General features: G+C 71.0%; 24 protein-coding genes. 23 read left to right on the plus strand and 1 reads right to left on the minus strand.

The features are described from left to right. Positions 1-123 precede the first annotated feature (123 nt). From thrB to OP86_RS02700, 21 genes are all read left to right on the plus strand, one after another. Entirely contained in the window at positions 124-1,062 is a 939-nt protein-coding gene (gene thrB / locus OP86_RS02600) for a homoserine kinase (RefSeq protein ID WP_030057543.1), read from the plus strand. A gap of 602 nt (positions 1,063-1,664) precedes the next feature. Beyond that, positions 1,665-3,764 (plus strand): transcription termination factor Rho, encoded by a 2,100-nt coding sequence (gene rho, locus OP86_RS02605; protein ID WP_030254906.1) that lies wholly within the window; start codon positions 1,665-1,667, stop codon positions 3,762-3,764. Positions 3,765-3,904: 140 nt separating this feature from the next. Beyond that, a complete protein-coding gene (locus OP86_RS02610; protein WP_063832275.1) occupies positions 3,905-5,029 on the plus strand; it encodes an LCP family protein in 1,125 nt (374 codons plus the stop codon). 137 nt (positions 5,030-5,166) lie between these two features. Further along, on the plus strand, positions 5,167-5,388 hold the full coding sequence (gene rpmE / locus OP86_RS02615; RefSeq protein ID WP_030057539.1) for a 50S ribosomal protein L31: 222 nt from the start codon (positions 5,167-5,169) through the stop codon (positions 5,386-5,388). A gap of 147 nt (positions 5,389-5,535) precedes the next feature. Beyond that, positions 5,536-6,612, plus strand: a complete 1,077-nt coding sequence (prfA, locus tag OP86_RS02620; RefSeq protein WP_030057538.1) for a peptide chain release factor 1 — start codon at positions 5,536-5,538, stop codon at positions 6,610-6,612. A 62-nt stretch (positions 6,613-6,674) separates the two neighbouring features. Beyond that, positions 6,675-7,541, plus strand: coding sequence for a peptide chain release factor N(5)-glutamine methyltransferase (prmC, locus tag OP86_RS02625; protein WP_030057537.1), 867 nt, complete (start codon positions 6,675-6,677; stop codon positions 7,539-7,541). 87 nt (positions 7,542-7,628) lie between these two features. Next, positions 7,629-8,276, plus strand: coding sequence for an L-threonylcarbamoyladenylate synthase (locus OP86_RS02630; RefSeq protein WP_030057536.1), 648 nt, complete (start codon positions 7,629-7,631; stop codon positions 8,274-8,276). Beyond that, the gene (locus OP86_RS02635) at positions 8,273-8,950 is read left to right on the plus strand and encodes an arsenate reductase/protein-tyrosine-phosphatase family protein (protein WP_078588387.1); all 678 of its coding nucleotides are present in this window, start codon (positions 8,273-8,275) and stop codon (positions 8,948-8,950) included. Before OP86_RS02630 ends, OP86_RS02635 begins: the two co-directional genes overlap by 4 nt. A 282-nt stretch (positions 8,951-9,232) precedes the next feature. After that, a complete protein-coding gene (locus tag OP86_RS02640) occupies positions 9,233-10,513 on the plus strand; it encodes a serine hydroxymethyltransferase (RefSeq protein WP_030254913.1) in 1,281 nt (426 codons plus the stop codon). Positions 10,514-10,686: 173 nt separating this feature from the next. Then, positions 10,687-11,967 (plus strand): MraY family glycosyltransferase, encoded by a 1,281-nt coding sequence (locus OP86_RS02645; RefSeq protein WP_030254915.1) that lies wholly within the window; start codon positions 10,687-10,689, stop codon positions 11,965-11,967. A gap of 301 nt (positions 11,968-12,268) precedes the next feature. Next, positions 12,269-12,712, plus strand: a complete 444-nt coding sequence (locus OP86_RS02650) for a Cg1360 family ATP-synthase-associated protein (RefSeq protein WP_030057533.1) — start codon at positions 12,269-12,271, stop codon at positions 12,710-12,712. Between the two features lie 285 nt (positions 12,713-12,997). After that, positions 12,998-13,810 carry a F0F1 ATP synthase subunit A gene (gene atpB / locus OP86_RS02655; RefSeq protein WP_030057532.1) on the plus strand — a complete coding sequence of 271 codons (813 nt, stop codon included), beginning with the start codon at positions 12,998-13,000 and terminating at the stop codon, positions 13,808-13,810. A 91-nt stretch (positions 13,811-13,901) separates the two neighbouring features. Next, positions 13,902-14,141, plus strand: coding sequence for an ATP synthase F0 subunit C (gene atpE / locus OP86_RS02660; protein WP_030057531.1), 240 nt, complete (start codon positions 13,902-13,904; stop codon positions 14,139-14,141). Positions 14,142-14,182: 41 nt separating this feature from the next. After that, a complete protein-coding gene (locus OP86_RS02665; protein WP_030057530.1) occupies positions 14,183-14,737 on the plus strand; it encodes a F0F1 ATP synthase subunit B in 555 nt (184 codons plus the stop codon). Beyond that, entirely contained in the window at positions 14,734-15,549 is an 816-nt protein-coding gene (locus OP86_RS02670) for a F0F1 ATP synthase subunit delta (RefSeq protein ID WP_030057529.1), read from the plus strand. Before OP86_RS02665 ends, OP86_RS02670 begins: the two co-directional genes overlap by 4 nt. Positions 15,550-15,705: 156 nt before the next feature. Then, a complete protein-coding gene (atpA, locus tag OP86_RS02675) occupies positions 15,706-17,280 on the plus strand; it encodes a F0F1 ATP synthase subunit alpha (RefSeq protein ID WP_030057528.1) in 1,575 nt (524 codons plus the stop codon). Positions 17,281-17,312: 32 nt separating this feature from the next. After that, positions 17,313-18,227: a F0F1 ATP synthase subunit gamma gene (locus OP86_RS02680; protein WP_030057527.1), complete on the plus strand. Its 915-nt coding sequence runs from the start codon at positions 17,313-17,315 to the stop codon at positions 18,225-18,227. 2 nt (positions 18,228-18,229) lie between these two features. Then, positions 18,230-19,675, plus strand: a complete 1,446-nt coding sequence (gene atpD / locus OP86_RS02685) for a F0F1 ATP synthase subunit beta (protein WP_030254929.1) — start codon at positions 18,230-18,232, stop codon at positions 19,673-19,675. Positions 19,676-19,858: 183 nt separating this feature from the next. Next, a complete protein-coding gene (locus tag OP86_RS02690) occupies positions 19,859-20,242 on the plus strand; it encodes a F0F1 ATP synthase subunit epsilon (protein ID WP_030057524.1) in 384 nt (127 codons plus the stop codon). 149 nt (positions 20,243-20,391) lie between these two features. Then, positions 20,392-20,892, plus strand: a complete 501-nt coding sequence (locus tag OP86_RS02695) for a DUF2550 domain-containing protein (protein WP_030057523.1) — start codon at positions 20,392-20,394, stop codon at positions 20,890-20,892. 44 nt (positions 20,893-20,936) lie between these two features. Next, a complete protein-coding gene (locus tag OP86_RS02700) occupies positions 20,937-21,509 on the plus strand; it encodes a cob(I)yrinic acid a,c-diamide adenosyltransferase (protein ID WP_030057522.1) in 573 nt (190 codons plus the stop codon). Here OP86_RS02700 and OP86_RS02705 read toward each other — a convergent pair. Further along, positions 21,506-22,114 carry a hypothetical protein gene (locus OP86_RS02705; protein WP_030057521.1) on the minus strand — a complete coding sequence of 203 codons (609 nt, stop codon included), beginning with the start codon at positions 22,112-22,114 and terminating at the stop codon, positions 21,506-21,508. The two genes, OP86_RS02700 and OP86_RS02705, sit on opposite strands and share 4 nt — an antisense overlap. A gap of 202 nt (positions 22,115-22,316) precedes the next feature. On the opposite strand from OP86_RS02705, the gene OP86_RS02710 reads away from it, so the two are divergent. Together OP86_RS02710 and OP86_RS02715 are read left to right on the plus strand one after the other, a co-directional pair. Beyond that, on the plus strand, positions 22,317-23,519 hold the full coding sequence (locus OP86_RS02710; protein ID WP_030057520.1) for a sensor histidine kinase: 1,203 nt from the start codon (positions 22,317-22,319) through the stop codon (positions 23,517-23,519). After that, positions 23,516-24,166 (plus strand): response regulator, encoded by a 651-nt coding sequence (locus tag OP86_RS02715; RefSeq protein ID WP_030057519.1) that lies wholly within the window; start codon positions 23,516-23,518, stop codon positions 24,164-24,166. Before OP86_RS02710 ends, OP86_RS02715 begins: the two co-directional genes overlap by 4 nt. The last annotated feature ends 127 nt before the right edge of the window (positions 24,167-24,293 follow it).

Below are 24,293 nucleotides of genomic sequence, written 5' to 3' on the forward strand. Positions count from 1 at the left end.
CGGGCCGCGCCGAAGATCGTGGCAGCCCGCCCCCGACGGGGCCTGCGGCCCTTTCCCCCCACCCCCCACCTCGCACCGACGACGCGCTCCGCGCCGCCCGATTTCCCCAGGAGAGTCCACCGCATGGCCGGTCCCGCGTTCCGTGCCGCCGCCGTCCGGGTCCGGGTTCCCGCGACCAGCGCCAACCTCGGCCCAGGCTTCGACGCCTTCGGACTGGCGCTGGGCCTGTACGACGACGTGGTCGTCCGGGTCGCCGACTCGGGCCTGACCGTCGACATCGCCGGCGAGGGCGCCGAGACGCTGCCGCGCGACGAGCGCCACCTGCTGGTCCGCTCGATGCGCGCCGCCTTCGACCGCCTCGGCGGCCAGCCCCGCGGCCTCGAAGTGGTCTGCGCCAACCGGATACCGCACGGCCGGGGCCTCGGCTCCTCCTCCGCCGCCATCTGCGCCGGCATCGTGGCCGCCCGCGCGGTCACCATCGGCGGCCCCTCGGCGCTGGACGACGACGCGCTGCTGGCCCTCGCCTCCGAGCTGGAGGGCCACCCGGACAACGTCGCGGCCTGCCTGCGCGGCAACTTCACCATCGCGTGGACCGACGAGGAGTCGGCCAAGGCGGTCGCCCTGGAGCCCTCCGAGCAGGTCGTCCCGGTGGTGTTCGTCCCGGCCGCCGAGGTGCTCACCGAGACCGCCCGCGGCCTGCTGCCGAAGACCGTCCCGCTGGCCGACGCCGCCGTCAACGCCGGCCGCTCCGCGCTGCTGGTGGAGGCGCTGACCCGACGGCCCGAACTGCTCTTCGCCGCCACCGAGGACCGCCTGCACCAGGACTACCGCGCCTCCGCGATGCCGGAGAGCGCCGGCCTGGTCGGCGCGCTGCGCGCGGAGGGCATCCCCGCGGTCATCTCCGGGGCCGGCCCGACCGTCCTCGCGCTCACCGACGAGGCGGGCGCCGACAAGGTGCTCTCCTTCGCCGGGCACCACGGCCACGGCGGCGACCCGGCGTTCGCCGCGCACCGGCTGACCGTCGACCGCGCCGGGGCCGTCGTGCTCCCGCTGGACGCCTGAGCAGCCCGTACGGGCCGCCCGTCCGGGCCCGGCGCCGGCACCACGCCGACCCGGGCCCACCGGACACGATTGGCAAGCACAAGGCTGGGGAATGTCTGAGGGGGTCGGTAGTGTTAACCTCATTGCTGCACCAGGTGCCCTCCGGGGCTCGGTGCGCCGCGTCCCGATCCCAGCACTCCACTGCCGTGGAGTCGCGGCGATGCACGGGGCGACGATTCTCCGGGAGCCCACCGCAGCGCGTACGCAGCCTGCCTGCGCGACATGCGGCCGCATCCCGAAGCCGTGACGGCACCTGACTCCCACCCGCGGCCTCCCCCTTGAGGCCAGGACGGGCGGAGCACGGGCCACCGTCACGCGACGGGGGCCCGGGATTCGCAGGGAGCGTGGGGGTTACGCCCTCAGGGGAGGTCGACACACGACCGGCCCACGCGCCAACTCAGCACCACCGTGCTTCATGCACCGCACCTCGCAGCTCTCCCTCGACCGGCTCCCGCCATTCGAGGGATCACCGCCTCGGACCGACGCAGTCGAGCGTTGGTCAGGACAGCACAACCGGTCGCCGAGCCAGACAGGCCGACGTCCGCTCCAGGGAAGGACCCTTAGTGAGCGACTCCACCGATCTGATGGGCGCGCGCCCGGACGCCGAAGCGTCGGACGCAGCCGCCGCCCCCGCTGCCCCGGCGCGGCGCCGCCGCAGCGCTGCCGCGGGCCTGGACGGCATGGTCCTGGCCGAGCTGCAGAAGCTCGCCGCGGACCTTGGCATCACCGGTACCGGACGCATGCGCAAGAGCCAGCTGATCGAGACCATCAAGGAGAAGAGCGGCGGGGACCCGCTGCTCGCCGCCGGTGGCGCCCCGGCCGCGAAGCGCACCGCCGCCAAGGCGGAGGCCGAGGCCCCGGCCGAGAAGCCGGCCCGCCGCACCAAGGCCGCCGCCGCCGCTGCCGCCGTGGAGGCCCCGGCCGCCGCCGAGCCGCAGGCCCAGATCGAGATCCCGGTCCAGGCCGCCGCCGAGACCGCCGCGCCCGCCCGTACCGAGCGCACCCGCCGTCGTGCCACCTCGGCCGCCGGCGCCCCCACCGGCCCGGCCGCCGCCGAGGCCGTGGCCGAGGCCGCCACCGTGACCGTCGCCGAGCCGAAGCAGGCCGAGGGCCGCCCGGCCGAGACCCGCGGCTTCGAGGGCCGTGAGGACGGCCGCGAGAGCCGTCGCGACCGCCGTGACCGCCGCGAGCGCCGTGACACCGGCGAGCGCACCGAGCGCACCGAGCGCCCGGAGGGCGGCGAGCAGGACGGCGACGGCCGCGAGTCGCGCCGCGACCGCCGCAACCGCCGCGAGCGCGCCGACCGCCAGCCCCAGCAGGGCCAGCAGCAGGCCGGTCAGGGCGAGCAGCAGGGCCGCCAGGCCACGCAGACCCAGCAGCCGCAGGCCCAGCAGGGCGGCTACGAGGACGACGAGTTCGGCGAGGGCCGTCGCGGCCGTCGCGGCCGCTACCGCGACCGCCGGGGCCGTCGCGGCCGTGACGGCTTCGAGGCCGCCCCGGGCGTCGTCGAGCCGCAGATCGGTGAGGACGACGTCCTGATCCCGGTCGCGGGCATCCTCGACATCCTCGACAACTACGCGTTCGTGCGCACCTCCGGCTACCTGCCGGGCCAGAACGACGTCTACGTCTCGCTCGCCCAGGTCCGCAAGAACGGCCTGCGCAAGGGTGACGCCATCACCGGTGCGGTGCGCCAGCCGCGCGAGGGCGAGCGCCGCGAGAAGTTCAACGCCATGGTGCGGCTGGACTCCGTCAACGGCATGGACCCGGAGAGCGGCCGCGGCCGCCCCGAGTTCAACAAGCTCACCCCGCTCTACCCGCAGGAGCGGCTGCGCCTGGAGACCGACCCAGGCGTGCTGACCACGCGGATCATCGACCTCGTGTCGCCGATCGGCAAGGGCCAGCGCGGTCTCATCGTCGCGCCGCCGAAGACCGGCAAGACGATGGTGCTGCAGGCGGTCGCCAACGCGATCACCCACAACAACCCCGAGTGCCACCTGATGGTCGTCCTGGTCGACGAGCGTCCGGAGGAGGTCACCGACATGCAGCGGTCGGTGAAGGGCGAGGTCATCTCCTCGACCTTCGACCGCCCGGCCGAGGACCACACCACCGTCGCCGAGCTGGCCATCGAGCGCGCCAAGCGCCTGGTGGAGCTGGGCCACGACGTGGTCATCCTGCTGGACTCGATCACCCGCCTGGGCCGCGCCTACAACCTGGCGGCGCCGGCCTCCGGCCGCATCCTGTCCGGTGGTGTCGACTCGACCGCGCTGTACCCGCCGAAGAAGTTCTTCGGTGCCGCGCGCAACATCGAGAACGGCGGCTCGCTGACCATCCTGGCCACCGCGCTGGTCGAGACCGGCTCGCGCATGGACGAGGTGATCTTCGAGGAGTTCAAGGGCACCGGCAACATGGAGCTCAAGCTCGACCGGAAGCTCTCGGACAAGCGCATCTTCCCGGCCGTCGACGTGGACGCCTCCAGCACCCGCAAGGAGGAGATCCTGCTCGGCAGCGAGGAGTTGGCCATCGTCTGGAAGCTGCGCCGGGTGCTGCACGCGCTCGACTCGCAGCAGGCGATCGAGCTGCTCCTGGACAAGATGAAGCAGACCAAGAGCAACGCCGAGTTCCTGATGCAGATCGCCAAGACCACCCCCGGCTCCGGCGACTGACCGTAGCCGGACGGCTGTCGAAGCACGGAACCCCGGATCGCGCGAGCGGTCCGGGGTTCCGTGCGTTCATGCCCCGGTTGTTCCAGAGTCGGGACAATTGAGGGTCTTTGGATCATGTTGTCCGATTTACTCTGGACCGTATGGCCGAGCACAAGAGGGTTCCGAGTCGCCGCCGCAAAGTCCTGCGGACGGCCGCCTGCGCGTTCGTCGCGCTCGTCGTCCTCGGCGCAGGCGCCGCCGTCTACGCGTACGTCAGGCTCAACGGCAACATCAAGAGCGTCGACATCGACGGCCGCCTCGGCGACGCCCGGCCGCCGGCCGCCACCGACGGCTCCTTCAACATCCTGGTGCTGGGCTCCGACTCGCGCAGCGGCGAGAACGGCGACCTGGCCGACGGGGACACCGGCGACACCGCCCGCTCGGACACCGCGATGGTGGTGCACATCAACCAGGACCACTCGCGCGCGCAGATCGTCTCGATACCGCGCGACACCCTGGTCACCCGCCCCGACTGCACCGACGCGAGCGGCAAGTCCGTGCCCGGCGCCAAGCGCGCGATGTACAACAGCGCCTTCGAGAGCGGCGGCGCGGCCTGCGCGGTCAAGACCACCGAACAGCTCACCGGGCTGCGGATGGACCACTACCTGCAGATCGACTTCGCCGGCTTCGCCCGGGTCGTGGACGCGATAGGCGGGGCCACCGTGACCACCACGGTGGCCATCCACGACAAGGACAGCGGGCTCGACCTGCCCGCCGGGCAGCACCACCTGGACGGGCAGCAGGCGCTGGCCTTCGTCCGCACCCGGCACGGCGTCGGCGACGGCAGCGACCTCGGCCGGATCGAACTGCAGAAGCAGATGGTGAAGTCGCTGCTCCGGCAGGCCGGCGGGGCCGGACTGCTCACCGACCCGGTCAAGCTGTGGTCGATCGGCGACACCGTGACCAAGAGCGTCACCACCGACTCCGCGCTCGGCTCGGTGAACTCCCTGGTGGGGCTCGTCCAGGAGCTCAAGGGGATCGGGCCGGACCAGCTGAGCATGGTCACCCTGCCCGTGGAGACCGCCCCCAGCGACCCGAACCGGGTCGTCGAGCAGCAGCCCCGGGCCGACCAGCTCTGGGCCGCGCTCAAGGCCGACCAGGCCTTCCCGCAGACGGTCGTCTCCGCGCAGCCGGAGAACCCCGCGCAGGCGGCCCCCACGGCTACGCCGACGCCCTCCGCGAAGACCGCGGGCAAGCCCACCCCGAAGGCCACCGCCCTGCGCTGAGCGGGCCCGGAATATCCCGGAACAGGACCCGGTTTGGGAAGATGCGGCCGGTCCTGGCAGACTGGTCCGTCGGTCCCGGTTCACGAGCGGCACTCCAGCCGCCGACCCGGTGCCCTCCCGAAACCTAGGAGAACCCCTTGAAGCCCAACGTTCACCCCGAGTACGTGGTCACCCGTGTGACCTGCACCTGCGGCGCCGAGTTCACCACCCGGTCGACCGAGACCAGTGGCGAGATCCGCGCCGAGGTCTGCTCGCAGTGCCACCCGTTCTACACCGGCAAGCAGAAGATCCTCGACACCGGTGGCCGCGTGGCCCGCTTCGAGGCCCGCTTCGGCAAGCAGCACAGCGCGAAGGCCTAGCGCTCCCTCGGCGCCGGTTCCCGGTGCCCCCGTACTCGTTGTCGGGGGCGCTCGGGGGCCGGCGCCGTTCGCGTCCCACCGTACGTTCCCGCCCCCGTACGTTCCCCACCCCCGCACGATCCGAGCCCCCGGGAAGAAGGCCACCCCATGTTCGAGGCAGTCGAAGAGCTCCTCGTCGAGCACGCCGACCTCGAGACGAGGCTGGCCGACCCGTCCGTCCACGCCGACCAGAACAACGCGCGCAAGCTGGCCAAGCGCTACGCCGAGCTGACCCCCATCACCCGGGTCTACCGGCAGTGGCGGCAGGCCGGCGAGGACATCGAGGCCGCGCGCGAACTCGCCGCCGAGGACCCGGAGTTCCTCGCCGAGGTGAAGGACTCCGAGGCGCGCCGCGACCAACTGACCGAGGAATTGCGGCTGCTGCTGGTGCCGCGGGACCCGAGCGACGACAAGGACGTCATCCTGGAGATCAAGGCGGGCGAAGGCGGCGAGGAGTCCGCGCTGTTCGCCGGTGACCTGCTCCGGATGTACCTGCGCTTCGCCGAGCGGATCGGCTGGAAGACCGAGATCATCGACTCCAACGAGTCCGACCTCGGCGGCTACAAGGACGTCTCGGTCGCGGTCAAGACCAAGGGCAACACCGAGCCCGGCCAGGGCGTCTGGGCCCGGCTGAAGTACGAGGGCGGCGTGCACCGCGTGCAGCGCGTCCCCGCCACCGAGTCCCAGGGCCGCATCCACACCTCCGCGGCGGGCGTGCTGGTCACCCCCGAGGCGGAGGAGGTCGAGGTCGAGATCCTCGCCAACGACCTGCGGATCGACGTCTACCGCTCCTCCGGCCCCGGCGGCCAGTCGGTCAACACCACCGACTCCGCGGTCCGGATCACCCACCTGCCGACCGGTATCGTGGCGTCCTGCCAGAACGAGAAGAGCCAGCTGCAGAACAAGGAGCAGGCGATGCGCATCCTGCGTTCGCGGCTGCTGGCCGCCGCGCAGGAGGAGGCCGAGCGCGAGGCCTCGGACGCGCGCCGCAGCCAGGTCCGCACGGTGGACCGCTCCGAGCGGATCCGGACGTACAACTACCCCGAGAACCGCATCTCGGACCACCGCACGGGGTTCAAGTCGTACAACCTGGACCAGGTCCTGGACGGCGACCTGAACGCGGTGATCCAGTCCTGCGTCGACAAGGACGCGGCGGCCAAGCTCGCCGCGGCCCAAGAGAACTGAGACCGGCGCGCGCCAGCCCACGGGCAGTCCGGAGCCGGAGCGCAGAAAACGAGGTCGTACGGATGAACCTGCTGCTCGCCGAGGTGGCCCAGGCCACCCAGCGGTTGGCCGCGGCCGGCGTGCCGTCGCCGCGCTTCGACGCGGAGGAACTCGCCGCCTACGTCCACAACGTCAAGCGCAGCCAGCTGCACACGGTGAAGGACGCGGACTTCGACGCCCGCTACTGGGAGGCCGTCTCCCGCCGCGAGGCGCGCGAACCGCTCCAGCACATCACCGGGCGGGCGTTCTTCCGCTACCTCGAACTGGCGGTCGGCCCCGGGGTGTTCGTGCCCCGGCCGGAGACCGAGACGGTCGTCGAGTGGGCCATAGACGCGGTGCGCGACATGGACGTGGCCGAGCCGCTGGTGGTGGACCTGTGCTCCGGCTCCGGCGCGATCGCCCTCGCCCTGGCGCAGGAGCTGCCGCGCTCGACCGTGCACGCCTTCGAGCTGGACGAGGGCGCGCTGGAGTACACCCGGCGCAACATCGAGGCCAGCCCGGACCGCGCCCGCGTCACCCTGCACGCCGGCGACGCCACCAAGGCCTTCGAGGACGACCGCTCCTGGGACGGCCGCTTCGACCTGGTCATCTCCAACCCGCCGTACATCCCGCTCACCGAGTGGGAGTACGTCGCGCCGGAGGCCCGCGACCACGACCCGCAGATGTCGCTGTTCTCCGGCGAGGACGGCCTGGACACCATCCGCGGCATCGAGCGGGTGGCCGCGCGGCTGCTGCGCCCGGGCGGCGCGGTGGTCATCGAGCACGCCGACCAGCAGGGCGGCCAGGTGCCGTGGATCTTCAACGAGGAACGCGGCTGGACGGACACCGCCGACCACCGCGACCTGAACAACCGGCCGCGCTTCACGACCGCCCGAAGGGTGGGGTCGTGAACATTGAGCGCAGTACGACCGCGCGTCGGGCTGCGCTGTGACGACCGCTGTGACCGCTGTGAGCCACTCCGGAAGGGGACCGCACCGATGAGCCGCCGCTACGACTGTGCCGATGCCGGGGACCGCGCCACCGGTCTGCGCGAGGCCGCCTCGGCCGTCCGCCGCGGCGAACTCGTCGTGCTGCCCACCGACACCCTGTACGGGGTCGGTGCGGACGCCTTCTCCCCGGAGGCCGTCGGCGAGCTGATGACCGCCCGGGGCCGCGGCCGCACCACGCCCTCGCCCGTCCTGGTCGGCTCGCCGACCACCCTGCACGGCCTGGTCACCGACTTCTCCGAGCAGGCCTGGGAGCTGGTCGACGCGTTCTGGCCCGGCGGGCTCACCCTGGTCGCCCGGCACCAGCCCTCGCTGCGCTGGGACCTCGGCGAGACCCGTGGCACCGTCGCCGTGCGGATGCCGCTGCACCCGGTCGCCATCGAGCTGCTGAACGCCACCGGGCCGATGGCCGTCTCCAGCGCCAACCGGATCGGCGGGGCGTCCCCGCTGACCTGCGACGAGGCCCAGGGCCAGCTCGGCGACGCGGTCTCGGTCTACCTGGACGGCGGAGCGGCCGACCACAGCGCGGCCTCGTCCATCGTCGACGTCACCGGCAAGGTCCCGATCCTGCTGCGGGCCGGCGCGATCAGCGTCGAGCAGCTGAGGGAGGTCGTACCCGACCTGGAGGCCGGCAGTTGACGCCCACCGCCTCGCTCCATGCCGGGCCCGGCATAGCGCCGTACCTGAGCGTGGGCCCCAGGCCGCTGGACCACTTCCGGATCCTGTTCGTCTGCACCGGGAACATCTGCCGCTCGCCGATCGCCGAGCGGCTCACCCGGCGTGAGCTGGACACCCGGCTGAGCCCCCGGGTGGCCGGGCGGATCCTGGTCGAGAGCGCCGGCACCTGGGGCCACGAGGGTGCGCCGATGGAGGACCACGCCGCGACCGTGCTCGACGAGTACGGCGCCGACAGCGGCGGCTTCACCGGCCGCGAGCTGCTGGACGAGCACGTGGTCGAGGCCGACCTGGTGCTCACCGCGACGCTGGACCACCGCGCCCAGGTGATCTCGATGGGCCACGAGGCGGGGCTGCGCACCTTCACGCTGAAGGAGTTCACGCGTCTGGTGCGGACGATAGACCCTGGCACGCTGCCCGACCCCCGGCGCGGCGCCGACGTCACCGAGCGGGCCCGCGCACTGGTCCGGGCGGCCGCCGCCCTGCGTGGCTGGCTGCTGGCCGCCACCCCGGAGTCGGACGAGGTGGACGACCCGTACGGGGCGCCGATCGGCATGTTCCGCAACTGCGGCGAGGAGATATTCCACGCGGTCGACCCGGTGGTCACCGCGCTCACGGGCGTCCCCGCACACCGCTGACCCGCACGGGTACACATACGCGAGCGAGCACGCGAGCGAGCCGAAGGGCCGCGCCGGTGCCGAAAGGGAGAAGCGAGGAGGCCCCGAGATGGGGGTACCCCCGGCCGGAGGCTGGGGGAGAGGGGCATTGGAGCGCCGACCGTCGGCGCCGGTTCGGAGCGGCCCGGAGGCGAGCCGAGCGCCCAAACAGGGGCGGGCCGAACGGCCCCGTCCCGGCGGGCCGGGCGGCGGAAGCAGTCCTAGGCTGGATCCACCCCACCCGCAGCGCCCGGGAGTCCCGCCATGACCGTCACCGATGCCGCGACCGGCCCGACCGCGACGAGGGGGCGCCCCTGGGCGTCCGAGGCCCTGCACCGGGCGGATCCGCAGCTCGCCGACCTACTGGCCGCGGAGGCCGAGCGGCGGGCCGAGACGATCCAGCTGCTGGCGGGGGAGAACCTCACCACCCCCGCCGTCCTGGCGGCCCTCAGCGGCCCGCTGATCGACAAGTACGCCGAGGGCTACCCGGGCCGCCGGCACCACACCGGCTGCTCCCTGGCGGACGCCGCCGAGCTGCTGGCGATCGACCGGGCCCGCGAGCTGTTCGCCGCCCCGCACGCCAACGTCCAGCCGCGGTCGGTGACTTCGGCGATGCTGGCGGCGTACGCGGCGCTGCTGCGGCCCGGCGACGGGGTGCTGGCGATGTCGCTGGAGCACGGCGGCCACCTCAGCTGCGGCTCGCGCGCCAACTTCTCCGGCCGCTGGTTCGCCTTCACCGGTTACGGAGTGCGTGAGAGCGACGGGCTGATCGACCTCGACCAGGTGCGCGAACTGGCCCGGCTGCATCGGCCGAAGGCCATCGTGGCGGGCTCGATCTCCTACCCCCGGCACCTGGACTGGGCGGCGTTCCGGGAGATCGCCGACGAGGTGGACGCCTACCTGATCGCCTCGGCCGCGCAGACCACCGGCCTGGTCGCGGCCGGTGTGGCGCCCTCCCCGGTGCCGTACGCGGACGTGACCGTGGCGGCCACCCACAAGCTGCTGCGCGGGCCGCGCGGCGGCCTGCTGCTGTGCACCGCGGAGCTGGCCGAGCGGATCGACCGCGCGGTGTTCCCGTTCAGCCAGGGCGGCGCGGCGATGAACGAGGTGGCCGGCAAGGCGGTCGCCCTCGCGGAGGCCTCGACGCCCGCCTACCGGGCGTACGCGCAGCGGACGGTGTCCGGGGCGCAGGCGCTGGCGGAGGGGCTTGCAGAGGCCGGAATGCGCCCCCTGACGGGTGGTACCGACACCCACCTGGTGACGGCCGACGTGAGCCCGCTGGGGGTGAGCGGCGCGGAGGCCGAGCGGCGCTGCGCGGCGGCCGGGCTGCTGCTCGGCAAGTGCGCGCTGCCGTACGACCCGGCGCCGCCCGCCGAGGCCTCCGGGATCCGGCTGGGCACGGGCACGGTGACCAGTCAGGGGATGGGCGGGGCGGAGCTGTCCGAGATCGCCGGACTGGTCGCGCGGGTGCTCGCCGGCGGCGCCGTCGCACAGACGGCGGCGCGGGTCCGGGAGCTGGCGCAGGCCTTCGCCGACCGGGCCTGAGCGGGGCCCGTCCACGGGCATCCGGATCTCCTACCCGGGAGGGCGAACCGCGATGCACGTCCCCGGCGTCCGACTCAATAAGGTGTGTGCCGTGGCGACGCACCTCGAACCCCGGGAAGGCAGGGGAGTACCTTCGGTACTTCCCCGTTCGACAGTGATGCAGGAGGCCAGTGGTGCGTGAGTATCTGCTGGTGCTGTTCTGCACCGCCGCGGTCACCTACCTGCTGACCGGCCCGGTCCGGAAGTTCGCCATCGCGGCCGGCGCCATGCCGCCGGTGCGCGCCCGCGACGTGCACCGCGAGCCCACGCCGCGGCTCGGCGGCATCGCGATGTTCGGCGGCCTCTGCGCGGGCATCCTGGTCGCCTCGCAACTCGACAACCTGAGCAAGGTGTTCACCCAGGGCACCGACATCCGCGCGCTGCTGTCCGGCGCCGGGATCATGTTCCTGCTCGGGGTGCTCGACGACAAGTGGGGCGTGGACGCCCTGGTGAAGCTCGGCGGCCAGATGATCGCCGCCGGTGTGATGGTCTGGCAGGGCGTCACGGTGATCACCCTCCCGGTGCCCGGCGTCGGCGCGGTCGCGGTGAGCCCGACCCAGGGCATGGTCATCTCGGTCACCCTGGTCGTCGTCATGGTCAACGCGGTGAACTTCATCGACGGTCTGGACGGCCTGGCCGGCGGCATGGTCTGCATCGCCGCGATGGCCTTCTTCCTGTACAGCTACCGGCTCTGGTACGGCTACGCGATCACCGACGCGGCGCCCGCCGTGCTGTTCAGCGTGCTGCTGATCGGCATGTGCCTGGGCTTCCTGGCGCACAACATGCACCCGGCGCGGATCTTCATGGGCGACTCCGGCTCGATGATGCTGGGCCTGATGCTGGCCGTCGCCGCGATCTCCATCACCGGCCGCGTCGACCCGGACCTGATCAACAACGAGACCGGTTCGCAGACCGCCACCGTGCACGCCCTGGTGCCGATCTACATCCCGCTGCTGCTGCCGCTGACGGTCATCGCGCTGCCGCTGGCCGACCTGCTGCTCGCGGTGGTGCGCCGCACCTGGGCCGGCCAGTCGCCGTTCGCCGCCGACAAGCGGCACCTGCACCACCGGCTGCTGCAGGTCGGGCACTCGCACAGCCGGGCCGTGCTGATCATGTACTTCTGGGCCGCGCTGATCGCCTTCGGCTCGGTGGCCTTCTCGGTGACCAACACCGGCCGCACCGTGGTCCTGACGCTCGCCGGGCTCTGCCTGGTCGGCCTGGTGGTGCTGCTCACCCCGCGGTTCCGGCCGCGGGCGCCGCGGGCGGTGCAGTCCTTCGTCCCGCCGCGGTACCGCCGCCAGTCCTCCGGCCCGATGGCCGAACTCTCGGCGAAGGACAAGCAAATCCTGGGTGAAGCCAGCCGGGAGGGCTCCGCCGAGCGGGCCGACCACGGACCGACCGGTGGCCGTCGCTGACGGGTGAGTTGACGTTCCGTCAGATGCCTTCACCCGTAAGGCGGATCTGCTGCGCCGTTGGTGTGACAGGAGCCACACGTTCATGGTAAAGCTCTCATCAAATAGTTTGTGATACCGTTCACGAGTACCGAGAACACGCCGAAAGAACCTGACAGGTGGATGACTTCCGTCCCTGTCGGTCTCCCTCGACGGGCCCGTCGCTCCTGCGGGCGGCCCTGCGGCGATGCCTCGGTCCCGGTGTCACCCCGCCACCGTCCGTGCCCGTCCCCCGCCACATCGACATGCCGCCGGAGCTGCCGACATGCCGTCCAACGACGCCCGGATCCTCCGAGGCGCCGCGATTCCCACTGCGGCCGCCGGGATCATCGCCATGGCGATCTCCTTCGCCGTCGCCGGCGGGAAGGGGCTGCTCGGCGCCCTCTTCGGCGCGGTGCTGGTGATGGCCTTCTTCAGCTTCGGCCAGATCGCGCTCGACCGACTGACCAGGTCGAACCCGCAGATGATGATGGCCGCGGGGCTGCTCGTCTACACCACGCAGATCCTGCTGGTCGGCATCGTGCTCGCGGTGTTCAAGAATACCGAGCTGTTCAACCGACAGGCCTTCGCCTTCACGCTGCTCGGCTGCGCCCTGATCTGGACGGGCTTCCAGGTGCGCGGTGCACTCAAGGCCAAGACCTTCTACGTCGACACCGACGCCTCGGAAAACAAGGACGACAAGCCCTCCGACACGGGGCGTCAACAGTGACGAGGCCTCACTGTCCCCCCAACGAGGGGGGCGGTGTTTATGCCGCACTGACGGGCTGCTATCGTCCGTCGCAACAACGGAGTACGGGAAGAGGCCTGGTCTGTCCGAACAGCGGACTGATCGCCCCCCGGATCCGCGCAGTCTTCGATGATCCCGCTGTGGTGCAGTCCACTGCCGCGCGGGATCGGCGAGAAACCCATCAAGTTCCAGTGCCGCTCCGTGGCCTCAGGCCACGCCGACACACCGAGGTTGCCGTATCCATGCGTCACGACGAAGGAGTCCGTGGTGAGTGCTGAACTCACGTCCCTCGCCTCAGGCAGTTGCCACTTCGGGGACGCTGGCTGCGGCTTCCCGGCCCCGGGTCTGAACGAATTCGACTTCAAGCCGATCTTCTCGATCGGCAGCTTCTACTTCAACAAGCCGATGCTGCTGTCGATGATCGTCGCAGTGCTGGTGGTCGTCTTCTTCTGGGCCGCGTTCGCCAAGCCGCGCCTGGTCCCCGGCAAGCTGCAGCTGGTCGGCGAGATCGGCTACGACTTCGTCAAGCGCTCCATCGTGCTGGAGACGATCGGCAAAAAGGGCGAGAAGTACGTCCCGATGCTGGTCTCGATGTTCTTCTTCGTGTGGCTGCTGAACATCATGTCGATCATCCCGTTCGCACAGTTCCCCGTGACGGCGGCGATCGCGTTCCCGGCCGGCCTCGCGGCGGTCGTGTGGGTCACCTACATGACGCTGACCTTCAAGAAGCACGGCTTCGTCGGCGGTCTGAAGAACCTCTGCTGGCCGTCGGGCATCCCCGGCTGGGTCATGTTCATCCTGGTGCCGATCGAGTTCTTCTCGAACATCTTCGTGCGCCCCTTCACGCTCGCGGTCCGAGCCTTCGCGAACATGTTCGCCGGCCACCTGCTGATCGTGATGTTCTCCATCGCCTCCTGGTACCTGCTCAGCCCGTCCCTGGGCGCGCTGTACGGCTCGGCCTCGTTCGTCGTCGCCGTCGGCCTGACCGCCTTCGAGCTGCTGGTCCAGTTCCTGCAGGCCTACATCTTCGTGATGCTGGCCAGCAGCTACATCGCCGGTGCCCTCGAAGAGGCGCACTGAGCCCCGAGGCCCTGGCCTCCCATGAACCACCATCCGGAACGCCCGGTGGCCAATCACCACCGGTTCACCACCCCTGCAAAGGACAATTGCAATGACCATGCTCGCTGCTGACGGCGTCGTCGGTTCCATCGCTTCCGTCGGTTACGGCCTCGCCGCCATCGGCCCCGGCATCGGCGTCGGTCTGATCTTCGGCAACGGCGTCCAGGCCATGGCCCGTCAGCCCGAGGCCGCCGGCCTGATCCGCTCGAACATGTTCATCGGCTTCGCGCTGACCGAGGCGCTCGCGCTCATCGGCATCGTCATGCCGTTCGTGTTCGGCACCGGCAAGTAATTCCGGCGTAGACCCTTTCTGAGGAAGGTCCAGATATGAGCATGGCGATCGCCCAGCTCGCGGCCGAGGAGAAGATGAACCCTCTCCTCCCCGCGTGGCCCGAGATCATCATCGGCCTGCTCTGCTTCTTCATCGTCTTCGGTCTGCTCGGCAAGAAGCTCCTCCCCAGCATCGAGAAGGTGCTGTCGGAGCGTCGGGACGCCATCGAAGGCGGCATGGAGCGCGCCGAGGCCGCTCAGGCCGAGGCCCAGGCCCTGCTTGAGCAGTACCGCGCCGAGCTCGCCGAGGCGCGCCACGAGGCTGCCCGCATCGTCGAGCAGGCTCGCGAGCAGGGTGCCGCCCAGCTCACCGAGATGCGCGAGGAGGGCCAGCGCCAGCGCGAGGCCATCGTCGCGGCCGGTCACGCCCAGATCGAGGCGGACAAGAAGCAGGCGACTGCCGCCCTGCGCCAGGACGTGGGCTCGCTGGCCACCCAGCTGGCGTCCCGCATCGTGGGTGAGTCCCTTGAGGAGCACACCCGTCAGAGCGGTGTCATCGACCGCTTCCTGGACGAGCTGGAGGCCAAGGCCGCCGTTGCTCAGGGTGCGGCCAAGTGATCGGCGCCAGCCGCGAGGCCCTCGCTGCCGGCCGGCAGAACCTGGAGAGCCTGACCGACTCCACCTCGGTGGACGCGGCCAAGCTCGCCGAGGAGCTCACCGCCGTCACGGCCGTCCTGGACCGTGAGGTCTCGCTGCGCCGCGTCCTGACCGACCCCTCGCGGTCCGGCCAGGACAAGGCCCAGCTGGTCACCTCGCTGCTGACCGGTCAGGTCTCCGGCGAGGCCGTCGACCTGGTCTCCGGTCTGGTCCGCTCCCGCTGGTCGGGCTCGCGCGACCTGGTGGACGCGACCGAGGAGCTCGCCGCGTACGCCGAGATCATCGCCGCGGACAAGGCCGGCGTCCTCGACGACGTCGAGGACGAGCTGTTCCGCTTCGGCCGGGTGGTGAGCGGCTCGCACGAGCTGCGCGCCGCGCTGACCGAGCCGAAGGCCGGTGCCGTCGCCAAGACCGGGCTGATCAAGAAGCTGCTCGGTGGCCGCGCCAACGCCGGCACCGTCCGGCTGGTCACCGCCCTCGTCAACGTGCCGCGTGGCCGTAGCCTGGAGCAGGGCCTGGAGTCCTACTCCAAGCTCGCCGCCGCGCGCCGCGGCCGCGTGGTGGCCCTGGTCACCACCGCGGTTCCGCTGTCGGACACCCAGAAGGAGCGCCTGTCCGGTGCTCTGGGCCGGATGTACGGCCGCCAGGTCCACCTGAACATCGACGTCGACCCCGAGGTCGTCGGCGGCGTGCGGGTGCAGATCGGCGACGAGATCATCGAGGGCACCGTGTCGAGCCGCCTCGAAGGCGCTCGCCAGTCGCTCGAAGGCTGAGCACCCAAGCAGCACATCCGACCCTCGGTCGGGAAACCGGCTCCCCAAGGAGCCGGCAAAACGTACGGCCGGTTCATACGACCCGGCCGAGAGTCGAGTACTTGCGGCCCTCAATGGCGGGCCGAGGATCGCAAACTAGGAGAGCAGGGAAGCCTGATGGCGGAGCTTACGATCCGTCCGGAGGAGATCCGGGACGCGCTGGCCGACTTTGTCCAGTCGTACCAGCCGGACGCCGCTTCTGTGGAAGAGGTCGGCACGGTCACTGACGCAGCGGACGGTATCGCGCATGTCGAGGGCCTGCCCTCGGTCATGGCGAACGAGCTGCTGAAGTTCGAGGACGGCACGCTCGGCCTCGCGCTGAACCTCGACACCCGCGAGATCGGTGTCGTCGTCCTGGGTGAGTTCGGCGGCATCGAAGAGGGCCAGACCGTGCGCCGCACGGGCGAGGTCCTCTCGGTTCCGGTCGGCGACGGCTACCTCGGCCGCGTCGTGGACCCGCTGGGCAACCCGATCGACGGCCTCGGCGAGATCGCGGCCACCGGCCGTCGCGCCCTGGAGCTGCAGGCCCCCGGCGTCATGGCCCGCAAGTCGGTCAAGCAGCCGCTGCAGACCGGTATCAAGGCCATCGACGCGATGACCCCGATCGGCCGCGGCCAGCGCCAGCTGATCATCGGCGACCGCCAGACCGGCAAGACCGCGGTGGCCGTCGACACGATCATCAACCAGCGTGACAACTGGCGCTCGGGCGACCCGGAGAAGCAGGTCCGCTGCATCTACGTCGCCGTGGGCCAGAAGGGCTCCACCATCGCGTCCGTCCGCGGCGCCCTGGAGGAGGCCGGCGCGCTGGAGTACACCACCATCGTGGCTGCTCCCGCCTCCGACCCGGCCGGCTTCAAGTACCTCGCCCCGTACACCGGTTCGGCCATCGGCCAGGAGTGGATGTACGACGGCAAGCACGTCCTGATCATCTTCGACGACCTGTCGAAGCAGGCCGAGGCCTACCGCTCCGTCTCCCTGCTGCTGCGCCGCCCGCCGGGCCGCGAGGCCTACCCGGGCGACGTCTTCTACCTGCACTCCCGCCTGCTGGAGCGCTGCGCCAAGCTGAACGACGCCCTGGGCGGCGGCTCGATGACCGGTCTGCCGATCATCGAGACCAAGGCCAACGACGTCTCGGCGTACATCCCGACCAACGTCATCTCGATCACCGACGGCCAGTGCTTCCTGGAGTCCGACCTGTTCAACGCCGGCATCCGCCCGGCCGTGAACGTCGGTATCTCGGTCTCCCGCGTCGGTGGCTCCGCCCAGATCAAGGCCATGCGCTCGGTCGCCGGCCGTCTGCGCCTGGACCTCGCCCAGTACCGTGAGCTGGAGGCCTTCGCCGCCTTCGGTTCCGACCTGGACGCGGCCTCCAAGGCCCAGCTGGAGCGCGGTGCGCGCATGGTCGAGCTGCTGAAGCAGGGCCAGTACCAGCCGTTCCCGGTCGAGGAGCAGGTCGTCTCCATCTGGGCCGGCACCACCGGCAAGCTGGACGACGTCCCGGTCGCCGAGATCCGCCGCTTCGAGCGCGAGTTCCTGGACCACGTCCGCCTGCAGCACAAGGACCTGCTGGCCGGCATCGTCGAGACCGGTCTGCTCGCCGACGGCACCGTCGACGCGCTGACCAGCGCGATCGACGCGTTCAAGCAGGGTTACCAGACCGCTGACGGCAAGCTGCTCTCCGAGCAGGCCTGAGTCCGGTAGCGAGGGAAAGGACGTAACGACCCATGGGAGCACAGCTTCGGGTCTACAAGCGCCGGATCCGCTCTGTCACCGCGACGAAGAAGATCACCAAGGCGATGGAGATGATCTCCGCGTCGCGCATCGTCAAGGCGCAGCGCGCGGTGGCCGCCTCCACTCCGTACGCCGATGAGCTCACCCGGGCGGTGACGGCGGTGGCCACCCGGTCCAACGCCAAGCACCCGCTCACCACCGAGAACCCGAGCGCCAAGCGCGCCGCCGTGCTTCTGATCACGGCGGACCGCGGCCTGGCGGGCGGCTACTCGACCAACGCCATCAAGGCCGCGCAGACGCTCACCGAGCGCCTGCGTGGTGAGGGCAAGGACGTGGTGACGTACATCATCGGCCGCAAGGGTGTCTCGTACTACACCTTCCGCAACCTCGCGGTCGAGGCGTCGTGGACGGGCTTCTCGGACAAGCCCACCTACGGCGACGCGAAGACCGTGTCGGCCGGCCTGATCGAGGCCTTCACGGCCGAGACCGGCGGTGTGGACGAGCTCCACCTGGTCTCGACCGAGTTCGTGTCGATGCTGACGCAGAACGCGGTGGAGGCCCGGCTGCTGCCGCTGAAGCTGGACGAGGTCCAGCTCAGCGACCAGACGCCGGCCAAGGCGGAGATCTTCCCGCTGTACGACTTCGAGCCGTCGGCGGAGGGCGTCCTGGACGCGCTGCTGCCGCGGTACGTCGAGAGCCGGATCTACAACGCGCTGCTGCAGTCGGCCGCTTCCGAGCACGCCGCCCGCCGCCGCGCGATGAAGAGCGCGACGGACAACGCCGGCGAGCTCATCAAGTCGCTCACGCGGCTTGCCAACTCGGCCCGTCAGGCCGAGATCACCCAGGAAATCAGCGAGATCGTCGGCGGCGCCAACGCCCTCGCCGACGCTAGCCGCGGGAGCGAATGAGTATGACCACCACTGTTGAGCCGACCACGGCGACGGGCCGCGTCGCGCGGGTCATCGGCCCGGTCGTCGACGTGGAGTTCCCCGTCGACGCGATTCCGGACATGTTCAACGCCCTGCACGTCGAGGTGGACAACCCCGACGGCACGGGCAAGAAGATCCTCACCCTTGAGGTCGCCCAGCACCTCGGCGACGGCATGGTCCGCGGCATCTCGATGCAGCCGACCGACGGCCTGGTCCGCGGTTCGCAGGTCTCCGACACCGGTGCCGCGATCTCGGTGCCGGTCGGCCAGATCACCAAGGGCAAGGTGTTCAACGCCCTCGGTGACGTGCTGAACGTCGACAAGGACGAGTTCGAGTCGCAGGTCGAGGTCCGGTGGCCGATCCACCGCAAGGCCCCGGAGTTCAAGGACCTCGAGTCCAAGACCGAGATGTTCGAGACCGGCATCAAGGTCATCGACCTGCTCACCCCGTACGTCACGGGTGGCAAGATCGGTCTGTTCGGTGGTGCCGGTGTCGGCAAGACCGTTCTGATCCAGGAGATGATCTACCGCGTCGCCGAGAACTTCGGTGGTGTGTCGGTGTTCGCCGGTGTCGGCGAGCGCACCCGTGAGGGCAACGACCTCATCGACGAGATGGTCGACTCGGGCGTTCTGGACAAGACCGCGCTGGTCTTCGGCCAGATGGACGAGCCGCCGGGCACCCGTCTGCGGGTCGCGCTGTCCGCGCTGACCATGGCGGAGTACTTCCGTGACGTCGAGAAGCAGGACGTGCTCCTCTTCATCGACAACATCTTCCGGTTCACCCAGGCCGGTTCCGAGGTGTCGACCCTGCTCGGCCGCATGCCCTCCGCGGTGGGCTACCAGCCGAACCTGGCCGACGAGATGGGCCTCCTGCAGGAGCGCATCACCTCGACCCGCGGTCACTCGATCACCTCGATGCAGGCGATCTACGTCCCCGCGGACGACCTGACCGACCCGGCGCCGGCCACCACCTTCGCCCACCTGGACGCGACGACCGTTCTGTCGCGCCCGATCTCGGAGAAGGGCATCTACCCGGCCGTCGACCCGCTGGACTCCACGTCCCGCATCCTCGACCCGCGGTACATCGCGCAGACCCACTACGACACGGCCATCCGTATCAAGGGGATCCTGCAGAAGTACAAGGACCTCCAGGACATCATCGCGATCCTCGGTATCGACGAGCTGTCCGAAGAGGACAAGATCACGGTGCACCGTGCCCGTCGCATCGAGCGCTTCCTCTCGCAGAACACCTACGTGGCGAAGCAGTTCACCGGTGTCGAGGGTTCGACCGTCCCGCTGTCGGAGACCATCGAGGCCTTCAACTCGATCGCGGACGGCAAGTACGACTCCGTCCCCGAGCAGGCCTTCTTCATGTGCGGTGGCATCGAGGACCTCGAGAAGAACGCCGCCGAGCTGGCGAAGAAGTAATCGCGGCCGGTAGCAGCGAGTGACCGTGAGGGGTGGGCCCCAACCCTGGGACCCACCCCTCGCGTCGCATCGGCTGTGATTCCGGTCAAATCCGTGCCGCCGGTTTCATGCCGGAGGCGCGGGGCCGTTATTCTTACCGAAACTCCCGAGTAATCGGGGGTTGCATGAGCCTAGGAGCCCACGTTGGCTGAGCTGCACGTCGAGCTGGTCGCAGCCGACCGCAAGGTGTGGTCCGGTGCGGCCACCATCGTCGTCGCCCGTACGGCCTCCGGTGACACCGGCATCATGCCGGGTCACACCCCGGTGCTGAGCGTGCTGGAGACCGGTCCGGTCACCATCCGCACGGTGGACGGCGGCACCGTGATCGCCGCGGTGCACGGCGGCTTCATCTCCTTCGCCGACAACAAGCTGTCTCTGCTCGCGGAGATCGCCGAGCTGGCGGACGAGATCGATGTCGCGCGCGCCGAGCGCGCACTGGAGAAGGCCAAGTCGGACCTGGACGAGCACGCCGAGCGGCGTGCCGAGGTCCGGCTGTTCGCGGCGCGCGGCCTCAAGGCCCACGCCTGAGTGTGCCGGACCCCCGGCTTGGCGGGGTCGACCGACGGTCCCGGGGACGCGCGAGCGTGACCCCGGGACTGTCGTCGTAGTTGGTAGGTCAGCGCGGTCGCTTGATACGACCGCTACGGGGAACGCGGGTAGCGAGGAGGTAGGTGAGCATGGTCCTCGCGCTTGTGGTGTGTGCGGCGGTCGTGGCCTTGGGTGTGATCGGCCTGATGGCCTTCGCCGTGCGCCGCCGCCTGATCCAGCGGGTGGGCGGCACGTTCGACTGCAGCTACCGGCTGAAAATGCCCGCGGACGCCTCGACGCAGCCCGACCTCGACGAGAACGGCAAACCCACCTCCGCCCCGGTCCCCCCGACCGACGGCAAGGGGTGGGTTTTCGGTATCGGCCGGTACAGCGGCGACTCGATCGAGTGGTTCCGGGTCTTCTCGTACGCCCCGCGTCCGCGCAAGGTGCTGCCGCGCCGGGAGATCGAGGTGCTCGGCCGGCGCTACCCGGAGGGCCAGGAGGAGCTGGCGCTGCTCTCCGGCTCGGTGGTGCTGCGCTGCCTGCACAACGGGGCGCCGCTGGAGCTGGCGATGAGCGAGGACGCACTGACCGGCTTCCTCGCCTGGCTGGAGGCGGCCCCGCCCGGTCAGAGGGTGAATGTCGCGTAGGTGCGGGGTTAACGCCGCCTAACCTGCCGGGCTAGGGTGGCCGCATGGTCAATCTGACGCGCATCTACACCCGTACCGGCGACGACGGCACCACCGCGCTCGGGGACATGAGCCGGACCACCAAGACCGACCCGCGGCTGATCGCGTACGCCGACGCCAACGAGGCGAACGCGGCGATCGGGGTGGCCCTCGCGGTCGGGGCGCTGCCCGAGGACGTGGCGGCGGTGCTGGTCCGGGTCCAGAACGACCTGTTCGACGTCGGCGCCGACCTGTCCACCCCGGTGGTCGAGGCTCCGAAGTACCCGCCGCTGCGGGTGCTGCAGTCCTACGTCGACCGGCTGGAGGGGGACTGCGACCACTACCTGGAGCAGGTGGAGAAGCTGCGCAGCTTCATCCTGCCCGGCGGCACGGCCGGCGCGGCCCACCTGCACCTGGCCTGCACGGTGGTGCGGCGGGCCGAGCGCTCCACCTGGGCGGCGATCGCGGAGCACGGCGACACCGTCAACCCGCTGACCGCGAAGTACCTCAACCGGCTCTCCGACCTGCTGTTCATCCTGGCCCGGGTGGCCAACAAGGAGCGCGGCGACGTGCTCTGGGTCCCGGGCGAGAACCGCTAGGAGATCTTCTCCGGAGCCTGCTCCGGGGCCTTCTCCTGCGCCACCACGCGGCCGTTCTCGACCCGGACGCCGGCCGGCGCCTCCTTGGGCCACAGCGAGTAGCAGCCCGCCACGACCACGTTGACCACGGCCGCGATGCCCAGCTTGAGGTACCACTGCAGGAACGTGCCGTAGTGGGCGGAGCCCGCGGAGAGCGGGACGAGCAGGGTGATCAGGCCGAGCGTGATCGCGGCGGAGACGACGGTGCGGCCGGCGACCTGCCACTCGTACCTGGTCCGCTCCGGGCCGTACTTCGGCGAGGGCAGCGGCTTGGGGCCGCCGGCGAAGCGGTGCAGGAAGTGCCGGTCGGCCCAGCGGACCAGCGAGGGGCCGTACCCGACCGAGAAGCCGGCGTAGCTCGCGGCGAGCGCGTGCATCCAGCCCGCCTCGGTACCGCCGCGCAGGTCGAGCACGGTGAGCGCGTACAGGGCGAGGTCGACCACCGGGAGGCCGAGCAGCAGCACGGTGCTGGTGCGCCGCCACCGCAGCAGGTAGCGGGCGGAGAGGGCGAGGCCGAGCACGATCCACCAGGAGATCTCGGCCGCGACGATGAGGGTGACGATCACGTTCTGCTCCAGGGCGTTCGGCGGTCTGGGCCTGTCTCCTGGGCCCGGCAAGAGCCCAGGAGACAGGCCCAGACTCCAGCCTCGTGTGCGGGTGCGCCCGTGTCGTCGTCGCGCGGTGCCGTCCGGGCCTGCATCTTTCGATGTAGCGGCCTCCTCCGTGGACCTGAGCGGGGTGGGCCGCCGGGGATGGTGAGATGGGGGAGTGCTCGTACCGTCCGTCTCCCCGCGCCGGTTGGACCGGCTGATCGCCCTGGCCGGGCTGCTCGGCGGCGCCGTGCTGATCGCCTTCAAGGTGTACGACCGGGCCGACCGCCTGCCGTTGTGGTCGGTGGTGCTGCCGATGCTGGTGATGGCGGGACTGGAGCTGGTCCGGCGGACCCGGCCGGTGCTCGCGGTGTCGCTGGGCGGGCTGGCCTTCGCGGCCAGTGTGTTCGCCGGCAGCCTGCTGGCGACGACGATCATGTACACCGATCTGCTGTACGCGGCGGTGCTCTACGGCACCCGCCGGATGTCGCGGGTGCTGCACCTGACCGGCGGTTCGACCGTGCTGGTGCTCTCCAGCCTGGCCTGGTACGCGGGCGGCACCGCGGCCGGACTGCTGATCGTGGTGGTCAGCTCGCTGGTGTTCCTGGCGCCGGTGTGGACCGGCGACCTGGTGCGCAAGCACCGCCAGGAGGCGGAGACCGAGCGGCTGCGGGCCGAACAGACCGCGCTGCTCTCGGAGATGGACCGCCGGGAGGCGGTCGGTGCCGAACGGGCTCGGATGGCACGGGAGTTGCACGACGTGGTGGCCAACCACCTGTCGGCGATCGCGATCCACGCCACCGGCGCGCAGTCCGTCGCCAGGCGCCGGCGCCTGCCCGAGGACGACCCGCTGGTGGAGGTGCTGGCGGTGATCCGGGAGAACAGCGTCCAGGGATTGGCCGAAATGCGTCGCATGATCGGACTGCTCCGGGACAGCGGCGGGGGAGAGGTCGACGAGTCGTACGCGGCGCCCGACCTGGCCGCGGTGGACGCCCTGCTGGCCAAGGCCCGGGCGGCCGGCCAGGACGTCGGGCTGGAGTTCGAGCTGGCCGAGCACGGCGAGCGCGGGGAGGTGCCGGTGCCGGTCGGGCTGGCCGCGTACCGGATCGTCCAGGAGTCGCTCACCAACGCGCTCAAGCACTCCGGGCCCGGACTGGTCCGGCTGCGGCTGGAGTTCGGGCCCGAGGACCTGCGGATCGCCGTCGACAGCCCGTACCGCGGTGAGCCGGGCCGCGGACTGCCCGGGGCCCGGGCCGGGCTGGTGGGCATGGCGGAGCGGGCCGGGCTGCTCGGCGGCAGCTTCGAGGCCGGGCCCGAGGACGGGTACTGGAGCGTGCGCGCGGTGCTGCCGCGGGTACGGGAGAGCGAGGGGCGGGCATGACGATCCGGGTGCTGGTGGCCGAGGACCAGGCGGCGGTACGGGCGGCGCTGGTGATGATCCTGCGGGCCGAGCCGGAGTTCGAGGTGGTCGGGCAGGCCGCCGACGGCGAGGAGGCCGTCCGGCTCGCACTGGAGCTGCGGCCGGACGTGGTGCTGATGGACGTGCAGATGCCCCGGCTGGACGGCGTCTCGGCGACCCGCGAGGTGGTCGCCGCCGGGGCCGCCCAGGTGCTCGTGCTGACCACCTTCGACCTGGACGAGTACGTCTACGGCGCGCTGCGGGCCGGTGCGGCCGGGTTCCTGCTCAAGGACCTGGAGGCGGACACCCTGGTCGAGGGCATCCGGACGGTGGCCCGCGGGGACGGCATGCTGGCGCCCTCGGTGACCAGGCGGCTGATCGGCGCCTTCGCCCGTCCGGGCCGGCAGGTCGGGCCGGAGGCCCGGGAGGCGGTGGCCGGGCTGACCGGCCGTGAGCGGGAGGTGCTGGCCTGCATCGGCACGGGGATGTCCAACGGGGAGATCGCGGCCCGGCTGGAGATGGCCGAGGCGACCACGAAGACGCACGTCAGCCGGATCCTGGCGAAGCTGCGGCTGCGCAGCCGGGTGCAGGCGGCGATCCTGGCCCAGGACCTCGGGCTGACCATCTGACCGTCCGGCCGTCTGACCATCTGACCGTCCGATCGGCTACTTGGGCGGCTGACCAGGTCGGTTGCAGATCACACTCCCGATTGCTATTGCGGGAGGGATTCGGGCACTAGAGTCCCGGGGACGAGCG

This window comes from Streptomyces novaecaesareae (genome assembly GCF_000716875.1).
GTDB lineage: Bacteria > Actinomycetota > Actinomycetes > Streptomycetales > Streptomycetaceae > Kitasatospora > Kitasatospora novaecaesareae.